This is a genomic window from Thioalkalivibrio denitrificans (assembly GCF_002000365.1).
GTDB lineage: Bacteria > Pseudomonadota > Gammaproteobacteria > Ectothiorhodospirales > Ectothiorhodospiraceae > Thioalkalivibrio_A > Thioalkalivibrio_A denitrificans.
Genome location: NZ_MVBK01000070.1, coordinates 1 through 8,042, shown reverse-complemented (window position 1 = coordinate 8,042; position 8,042 = coordinate 1). Strand labels below are relative to the sequence as shown.

10 protein-coding genes are annotated in these 8,042 nt (G+C 66.6%); 5 read left to right on the top strand and 5 right to left on the bottom strand.

Annotated elements, in window-relative coordinates:
• Window positions 1-121 precede the first annotated feature (121 nt).
• The 3 genes from msrA to B1C78_RS11815 form a co-directional block, all read right to left on the bottom strand.
• A complete protein-coding gene (gene msrA / locus B1C78_RS11825) occupies window positions 122-781 on the bottom strand; it encodes a peptide-methionine (S)-S-oxide reductase MsrA (RefSeq protein WP_077279378.1) in 660 nt (219 codons plus the stop codon).
• Between the two features lie 234 nt (window positions 782-1,015).
• Window positions 1,016-2,170 carry a PQQ-dependent sugar dehydrogenase gene (locus B1C78_RS11820; protein ID WP_077279377.1) on the bottom strand — a complete coding sequence of 385 codons (1,155 nt, stop codon included), beginning with the start codon at window positions 2,168-2,170 and terminating at the stop codon, window positions 1,016-1,018.
• A 98-nt stretch (window positions 2,171-2,268) separates the two neighbouring features.
• Entirely contained in the window at window positions 2,269-2,766 is a 498-nt protein-coding gene (locus tag B1C78_RS11815; RefSeq protein WP_077279376.1) for a hypothetical protein, read from the bottom strand.
• 149 nt (window positions 2,767-2,915) lie between these two features.
• Between B1C78_RS11815 and B1C78_RS11810 the strand changes: the two genes are divergently transcribed.
• The 4 genes from B1C78_RS11810 to B1C78_RS11795 all read left to right on the top strand — a co-directional run bounded on the left by B1C78_RS11810 (window position 2,916) and on the right by B1C78_RS11795 (window position 5,785).
• On the top strand, window positions 2,916-4,343 hold the full coding sequence (locus B1C78_RS11810) for a CPBP family intramembrane glutamic endopeptidase (RefSeq protein ID WP_077279375.1): 1,428 nt from the start codon (window positions 2,916-2,918) through the stop codon (window positions 4,341-4,343).
• Window positions 4,344-4,599: 256 nt separating this feature from the next.
• Window positions 4,600-5,028: a fluoride efflux transporter CrcB gene (gene crcB / locus B1C78_RS11805; protein WP_077279374.1), complete on the top strand. Its 429-nt coding sequence runs from the start codon at window positions 4,600-4,602 to the stop codon at window positions 5,026-5,028.
• The gene (locus B1C78_RS11800) at window positions 5,025-5,444 is read left to right on the top strand and encodes a fluoride efflux transporter FluC (protein ID WP_077279373.1); all 420 of its coding nucleotides are present in this window, start codon (window positions 5,025-5,027) and stop codon (window positions 5,442-5,444) included. Before crcB ends, B1C78_RS11800 begins: the two co-directional genes overlap by 4 nt.
• The gene (locus tag B1C78_RS11795) at window positions 5,441-5,785 is read left to right on the top strand and encodes a DUF190 domain-containing protein (protein ID WP_077279372.1); all 345 of its coding nucleotides are present in this window, start codon (window positions 5,441-5,443) and stop codon (window positions 5,783-5,785) included. Before B1C78_RS11800 ends, B1C78_RS11795 begins: the two co-directional genes overlap by 4 nt.
• A 3-nt stretch (window positions 5,786-5,788) precedes the next feature.
• Here B1C78_RS11795 and B1C78_RS11790 read toward each other — a convergent pair whose 3' ends face one another.
• Window positions 5,789-6,676 (bottom strand): LysR family transcriptional regulator, encoded by an 888-nt coding sequence (locus B1C78_RS11790; RefSeq protein WP_077279371.1) that lies wholly within the window; start codon window positions 6,674-6,676, stop codon window positions 5,789-5,791.
• Between the two features lie 143 nt (window positions 6,677-6,819).
• Between B1C78_RS11790 and B1C78_RS11785 the strand changes: the two genes are divergently transcribed.
• On the top strand, window positions 6,820-7,158 hold the full coding sequence (locus B1C78_RS11785; RefSeq protein WP_077279370.1) for a TusE/DsrC/DsvC family sulfur relay protein: 339 nt from the start codon (window positions 6,820-6,822) through the stop codon (window positions 7,156-7,158).
• A 210-nt stretch (window positions 7,159-7,368) separates the two neighbouring features.
• Here B1C78_RS11785 and B1C78_RS11780 read toward each other — a convergent pair whose 3' ends face one another.
• The gene (locus B1C78_RS11780; protein ID WP_077279369.1) at window positions 7,369-7,830 is read right to left on the bottom strand and encodes a small multi-drug export protein; all 462 of its coding nucleotides are present in this window, start codon (window positions 7,828-7,830) and stop codon (window positions 7,369-7,371) included.
• Window positions 7,831-8,042 lie beyond the last annotated feature (212 nt).

The following is an 8,042-nucleotide window of genomic DNA, read 5'->3' as shown; positions in this document are numbered from 1 at the left end:
CAAAATGAGTGGCGGGGTACACTAGGTGTCCAGTTCCCTCGTGGAATGAAACCAGCGGGTCCGCACCCGGTCGGAGAACCAGAACGACAGGACCTCCATCGCCTCCGGGGCGTGCGCCGGTTCAGGCGCCGGCACGGGCGCGATCCCACTCGGGGCAGGGGATGCCCGTGCCGCCCAGACCGCAGTAGCCGCCCGGATTCTTGGCCAGGTACTGCTGGTGGTAGTCCTCCGCGTAATAGAATTCCGGCGCCTCTCGGATCTCCGTGGTGATGGGCCCGAGCCTGTGTTCGGCGAGCGCCTCTGCGTAGACCGCCATGGAGGCCTTCGCCTGGGCGAGGCGATCCGGGTCACTCACGTAGATTCCGGAGCGGTACTGGGTGCCCACGTCGTTGCCCTGGCGCATGCCCTGGGTGGGGTCGTGGGATTCCCAGAAGACCCTGAGGAGATCCGCGAACGCGATCCTGCTCGGGTCGTACACCACGCGCACGACCTCGTTATGGCCGGTGCGTCCGCTGCACACCTCGCGATAGGTGGGATTCGGCGTGTAGCCGCCGGCATAACCGACGGCGGTGGTGTGGACGCCGGGCAGCTGCCAGAAGGCACGCTCCGCGCCCCAGAAGCAGCCTAGCCCGAAGATCGCCTCCTCGTGCCCCTCGGGCCACGGGGGCGTCAGCGGGGTGCCCAGCACGGCGTGCCGGTCCGGCACGGGCATTGCGTCGGCACGTCCGGGCAGGGCCTCCTCGGGGCGGGGCATCTCGACGGACTTTAGGAACCCGAACATCGTCTGTTTCCTCGATTGGGCTGAAGGCAATCAAAACCTGCCGCAGAGACGCGGAGGCGCTGAGTAAAGGCAATGGACAGGATGAACAGGATTTTTCAGGATTGATCAAATTTGAATGACGCTGTGTTTTCGATCTCAAGCTTTCATCCTGTACATCCTTCAACATCCTGTTAATCCTGTCGTTCTTTGAATCTGCGTCTCCGCGTCTCCGCGTCTCCGCGGCGATTCCTGGTCTTACTCCGCCGGTTCCACCCGTAGCAGCCGGCCGTTGCGGTGGTCGGTGAGCAGCCACAGGTATCCGTCGGGCCCCTGACGCACGTCGCGGATGCGCTGCCCCATCTCGCGCAGCAGGGTCTCTTCCTCCACCACGCGCTCACCGTCCATCACCAGGCGGGCGACGTGGGTGTGCGCGAGCGCGCCCACGAACAGGTTGCCCTGCCAGCGTGGAAAGGCGTCACCGGTGTAGAAGGCCATGCCGGATGGTGCGATGGACGGCGTCCAGTGATGCACCGGTTGCTCCATGCCCTCCTTCTCCGTGATGCCCTCGCCGATGGTGGCGCCGGAATAATCGACGCCGTGGGTGATCACCGGCCAGCCGTAGTTGATCCCTGCACGAATGAGATTGACTTCGTCGCCGCCCCGCGGACCGTGCTCGTTCTGCCAGACGTCCCCTGTCTCGGGGTGCAGGGCCATGCCTTGCGCGTTGCGGTTGCCGTAAGTGTAGATCTCCGGGCGGGCGTCATTACGACCCACGAAGGGATTGTCGCCCGGGATACGCCCGTCGTCGTACAGGCGGATGGTGGTTCCGGCGTGGTCGTCGAGCCTCTGGGAGCGGTCCATGGTGCCCCGGTCCCCGACGGTGATGTAGAGATAACCGTCGCGATCGAACAGCAGCCGGGAGCCGAAATGGCGCCCGCCGCCGGAGGCAGGCTCGGCGATGAACAGAACCTCCACGTCGTGCAGCGCTTCGTCCTCGAACCGGCCGCGGGCCACATGTGTCGTCACGCCCCGGTCATGGTCGGCGGCGTAGGAAACGTACACCAGGCGGTTGGAATCGAACGCCGGATGCAGGGCCAGGTCCAGCAGCCCGCCCTGGCCGATGGCGCGGATGTCGGGCAGGCCCGGCACCGGATCCGGCAGAAGCTGCCCGTCACGCACGATGCGCAGCCGCCCCGGCCGTTCGGTGACCAGCATGTCACCGTTGGGCAGGAAGGCGAGGGACCAGGGGTGTTCGAGACCGTCGGTGACTTCCACCACGCGCACCGTGTGTTCGCGCGTGTCGAATCGTGTCTCTGCGCTACAGGCGGCGGTGAGGCTCAGTGCCAGGAGGGTAAGTACAAGTCGCTGAGTTGCCCTGGATCTTGCCACGGTCGATCCTCCCCGTGTCATTCGTGTTCATGGGTCGACGGGATGCGTCGCTGTGCATGAATCAGTTGGAGTGTCCGGGGCGCGTCGGGTTCCTTCGACATGATTCCAGGGAGCAGACGCTACTGCGCATCGTCGTCCAGTCGCGCACCGGGCGGCGCGAGGGTGAGGCCCGAGACGTCCACGTCCGGCGAGGCGGCCTCGCGCGGTTCTCCGATCCGGGCACCCGGCTCGGCCAGTGTGAGTCCGGAAAGGTCCACCTCCAGGGGCGGCACGTCACGGGGTTCTGCCATCAGCGATCCGACGGGTGCCAGCGTCGCCTGGATCGGCACGGCCGCGTCGGCGGCGCCGGACCGGGAAGTGGGTGGCCCGCCGGCCGCTGGGGCATCCGGAGTCCCGATCTGTGCCTGCCAGCCCGCCTGTTGCAGGGCGACCTGGTACTTGCGTGCGGTGGCCTCGTCCAGCCCCCGCTTGATCACCACGGGCGCCTCGGCGATGAGGGCATTCACGCGCTCCTCCGAGAGCTTGAAGAGCCGCGCCAGGGCCGCTCGCGCCTGGGGCGCAGGCACATCGGCGGCTGGCTCTCCTGTGAGCATCACCTGATAATCCGCCTCTGGCATGCTTCGTCCTCCACTGGAACAGTAGATCGTGGGTCGTTACGCCAACCTTAAACCAATCCCGGCCGCATTGTGACCCGCCGGTCCCTGTCCTGCGGCCGTCCGCCCCGGTGCCCCGGGAACCTGCCTGCCCCGGGGAGGTCCTGAACATCATGGGGGAAGCCCGCCCGAATCCCTGGTTTACCGCCGTGCTGGCCTTGCTGGTGGCGGGTGCGCTGGTATTCAGCCTGTATCCCGCGGCCACCACGGAGGGGCCTTCGGGCCTGCGATTCGTGGGGGAATCCGCGGGCCGCAAGGCGGACCGCCACCTGTACTTCTACGGTGGCTACGAGAACGTGCCCGCATGGGAGCGGGCCATGCACCGGATGCTGTTCGGCCCCCGGGATGCGGTCGAGAAGCAGTCCATCGACATCTACGCCGAGACCCTGGAGTGGTTCGCCCGCAATCCGGACCGAACCCGGCCCTGGAACGTGCAGAACACCCGGGCGCGTTGGCTGATCGCGTTGGCCGAGACCGGTCAGATCGAGGCCTTTGCCGAGGGCCTGGAAGTGCTGGGTGTCGGCCCGGAGGAAGATGTGCTGCGGGCGACCCTGGCCTACGCCTACGGCGTGGAGGGCGAGACGCTCACCCCCGCGGAATTGCGCTACGGCGCGCGCATGGTGCCGGGGGGATGGGGACGCGACCACCTGCGCATGCGCCTGGCTGAGCGGGCGGGTGACATGGAAACCGCGGACGCCTTCCGTGTTGCCCTCGCCCTGCGCGGCCAGGAGATGCGCGATCGCCTGCGTTGGCTCGCCGCGTTCGTGGCAGCCACGCTCGGCCTGGGGGTGATCCTCCTGCTCAGGCGGCGGGTGTTCACGCACCCTCCGCCCTGGCGCGCGGCGGTGCTGGAGGAGCCCTGGCACGCGGGGCAGGGATTCGCGGTGATCGTGCGCGCGGCGCTTTATGCGATTCTCATTGCGCTGGGCCTGAGCCTGTTCCAGCAGCATTATTTTCGCCCCGGCATCCTCTCCATGTGGAGCACGCTGGTGGTGGCCCTGCCCATGCTCTGGCTTATCCACCGACATCTGCTGCGCCCGCGGGGTATCGGCTACGTGCAGGCCTTCGGCCTGACGCTCAGGGGCGTGGGGGTGCGTGCCTTCGCCGCCGTGACCCTGGCCGTGATCTGCATCCAGTGGGGCGGCAACATGCTCATCTCCTGGCTGGGCTGGGCCGCGGGGCTCGAGGGTCACTGGTCCCAGGGCATTCACGAACTGGCGTACTTCGGGTCCCTGCGCAATGCGCTGCTTACCGCCACGAATGTGGTGGTGTGGGCGGCGGTGATCGAGGAAATCGCCTTCCGCGGACTGATCTACGTGACGCTGCGCAGCGTCATGCGTCCGTGGATGGCCATCGTGCTGTCCGCCGCCCTGTTCAGTGGTCTGCACCTGTACTCCCTGGTCGCCATGCTGTCCGTGTTCTGGAGCGGGCTGGTGCTCGCATGGAGCTTCGAACGATTCCGCAGCCTGCTCCCGGCCATGGTGGCCCACGGCATCGGCAATGCGCTGGCGGTGTCGACGCTGATGCTGTTTTATCGGTGAGAATGGTAGATTCGAGGTTCAAGATTCAAGATTCAAGATTCAAGGGAAGGGAGGGCAGTCTCACCTTTGAATCTTGAATCTTGAATCTTGAATCTTGAATCTTGAATCTTGAATCTTGACGGCGGGTGTTGCGGCGGAGTTTCTGTTATCAATGGACGCCCATGACGCACGTTCTGCTGCCATCTGACGGCCGGCTCCCTGTGAGTCGAGTGGAAACACGGCTTGTCACCGCCCCCGCGGCGCGTCGGGTCCGGTGATGGACGGTCTGGTGCCGATGGTGAGGCTCAGCCCCGCCTTGCTGCTGGTGATTGCACTGGGCGGATTCGTCGGCGGGCTGGCCCGCTACTGGCTCTCGGGCGTCGTGGGGCGCGCCGTCGGCGAGACCTTCCCCTGGGGCACCATGGCCGTGAACGTGAGCGGCGCCCTCTGCATCGGTGTGCTCGCGGCCCTGTTGCCTCCGGGAGACGGACAGGGGCTCACGGTGTCGTTGTGGGCGGCCCTGGTGGTGGGCGTGCTCGGCAGCTACACCACCGTGTCCTCGTTCAGCCTCCAGACCCTTGCCCTGTTGCGGGAAGGTGAGCGACGACGCGCGGCCGCCAACGTGATCCTCTCCGTTGCGCTTTGTCTCGGCGCCGCGGCGCTGGGTTATGCGTCGGCCGGAGCGCTGACCGGGGGCGTCGCATGACGAGCCGCTCGGGCCGTATCTACCTGGCCGTGGCGCTGGGCAGTGCGCTGGGGGCAGTTACCAGGCACCTGGTATCCGTGGTGGCGCTCGTCTCCCTGGGCCCGGCCTTTGCCTGGGGCACCCTCAGCGCCAACGTGCTGGGCTCCTGGCTCATCGGCCTGTACGCGGCGCTCACAGAACCGGACGGCAGGCTCATGGCTCGACCCGCCACGCGCCAGTTCGTGCTGGGCGGATTCTGCGGCGGGTTTACCACCTTCTCCATCTTCAGCCTGGAAACCCTGCTACTGTTCGGTGAGGGGCGAAGCGGTGTGGCGCTGCTGTATGTGGCTGTCTCGCTTGCCGCCTGGCTCGTGGCCGTGTGGGCCGGACACGCTACGGGCATGCGTTTGAACCGGCTCAGACGGAGTGATCCATGACCGACTACGTCCAGGCGACCCTGCTGCGCATTTTCATCGGCGAGTCCGACGAGTTCGAGGGCAGACCCCTGCACGAGGCCATTGTGCTCGAGGCCCGCGAGCAGGGTCTGGCCGGCGCCACGGTGCTGCGCGGGCCCATGGGCTACGGGCGCTCCAGCCGCTTGCACACGGCGAAGATCCTGCGCCTGTCCGAGGATCTCCCCATCGTGATCGAGATAGTCGACGCCGAGGCGCGCATCAAGGGCTTTCTGGAGCGGCTCGCCCCCATGCTGGGCAGCGCCCTGGTGACACTGGAGAACGTGCGCGTCGTGCGCTACGGCCACGACGCGGGTCTGGATTGACTCCTACTCCAGCGGAGCTGACGTGCCCTCCCGGGCACCGTGCGCCGCTTCGGCAGCCGCCACCTCGCGAAGCGTAGCCAGCGCAAAGGCCACGGCCCCGGCGTCCCGCTCACGGGGGAACACCATGTAGGCGGGCAGGGGGATGCGCGGACTGTCGGGCACCAGGAAGAGCTGTCCGGCGTCCACCAGAGGCCGGGCCACGCGGATGGGCACGAAGCAGGAACCGCCGCTGTAGAGAACCATCTGCACGCCCAGCCAGCCAATGTTGGCGTGCAGGGCGGGGCGTTCCAGGTCCGGGTAATAGTTGGCGTGTCGGGCGTGGAAGGCCGGGCCCCAGTCCACGTGCACATAGCCCTCGTCCGGCCAGGGCCGGTCCGGCTCGCTGGCCAGCAGCACCAGGGTTTCGTCGAAAAGGTGTTCGATGACCAGCCCCGTGCTGTGTCGGGGGGTGTACATGAGCCCGATGTCCAGCGTGCCCTCCACCAGCCGGCGCATCAGATCCTCCTCAAAACCGATCTCGCTGCTCACCGCGATGTGCGGTGCACGAGAGCGCATCTGATCCAGCCAGCGCGGCAGGAAGAAGCCCTCCCACAATGCGATGCGGGCCCCCACCGTGATGCTCGCCTCGAACCGCCCGGGCAGGCCCACGTCGTGGCGCGCCTGGTCCAGCGTCAGGATCAGTGCCTTGGCGTGGCGCAGGAAGCGCCGCCCGGCGGCCGTGAGATTGGCCCCCGAGCGGTTGCGCACGAACAGGCGTGCACCCAGTTCCTCCTCCAGCCTGCGCACCCGGGCGCTGACCGTGGACTGCGTGACATGCAGCCGCTCGGCCGCCTCGACGAAGCTGCCGTGGGCCGCTATGGCCAGAAAGGTGCGGATCTGGTCTGTGTCCATGGGGTTAATATCATCATAATCGATATTAACGTGCAATAAGTTTCGTTTGCCTTTGTGTATATGCGCCTTATAGTGGTCAGTAAGGCAGCTGTCCGGGCAGCCGATCCGGCGCCTGCAGCGACACAGTGACGGGAGACGCAACCATGAGCATCCAGGTCAACAGCCTGCGTATCGAGACGGACGAGGAGGGCTATCTGGTCGATCCCGAACTCTGGGATGACGAGGTGGCCGAGACCATTGCCGAACGGGAGGGCGTGGTGCTCACCGACGAGCACCACAAGGTGCTGGAGTTCATCCGCGATCACTACGAGCGCGAGCACGTGGCCATCGACGCCCGGTTCGTCATCAAGTACATCGCGGAGGAACTGGGCTACGGTAACCGGGCCCGCCAGCGGCTCTACGAACTCTTCCCCTACGGCTACATGCAACAGGTGTGCAAGATCGCCGGCATGCGTCGCCCGCGCGCCTGGAGCACGGGCTGAAGCGCGTGTTCCAGGCGGTGGCCGGTCGGTTGGAACCACGAAGCTCACGAAGGGCACGAAGAAAACTGAACGCTGAGTGCTGAGTGCTGAGTGCTGAGTGCTGACCGCTGACCGCTGACCGCCCTTGTGCCTGATTCGGCGGTGTCGCCCTATCGGGCAGAAAGGCAGTCAGCATTCAGTTTTCTTCGTGTCCTTCGTGGGCTTCGTGGTTCAGGAGATCGGGCTCGGCTGACTCGCACCGCGGATGTGGTGCCACAGGTCGATGCCTGCCACGGTCACCAGCGTGGTGCCCACCGTCCACAGGGCCAGGCTGACGGTCATCCACCAGGTGGTGGCGCTGCGTTGCGCGTGCAGGGCGAGGGCCATGACGGCTGCCAGGTGGATGCCCGTGACCAGGGGCCCCAGCAGGGCAAGTCCCGGCAGCCCCCAGCGCATCCACACGCGCACCGCCCGGCGACTCCAGCGCCGCCGCAGCGGTCCGCGGCGCGTCTCCCACCATCGGAACAGGGCCACGATGCCCAGTACGGGCAGCACATTGCCCACGAAGCTGATCACGGCCACCGGCACCGGCGCGAGCCCGGCACCGATGGCCACCGGGATCACGATCAGGATCTCGATCCAGGGAGTCGCGGCGGCGATGAAGACGAGGGTGTATTGCCAGAGGAGGTCCATGGGGCTTGCGATTGCTGATGGAGGATAAACATACGAGGGCCCATTGAGGGCCCTCGTATGTTGCGCCCGAAGGGATTGACTCGGGCCCTCCCTGGCCCTCGCCCCTGCGGGGCAGCGCGCTGCCGCGCACTGTCAATCCGGCGTCCTGCCGGATTAATCGAACCGGGAGGTCCGAACCAGGGCATTCGGTCCCGCCAGATACCAAAAGGGCC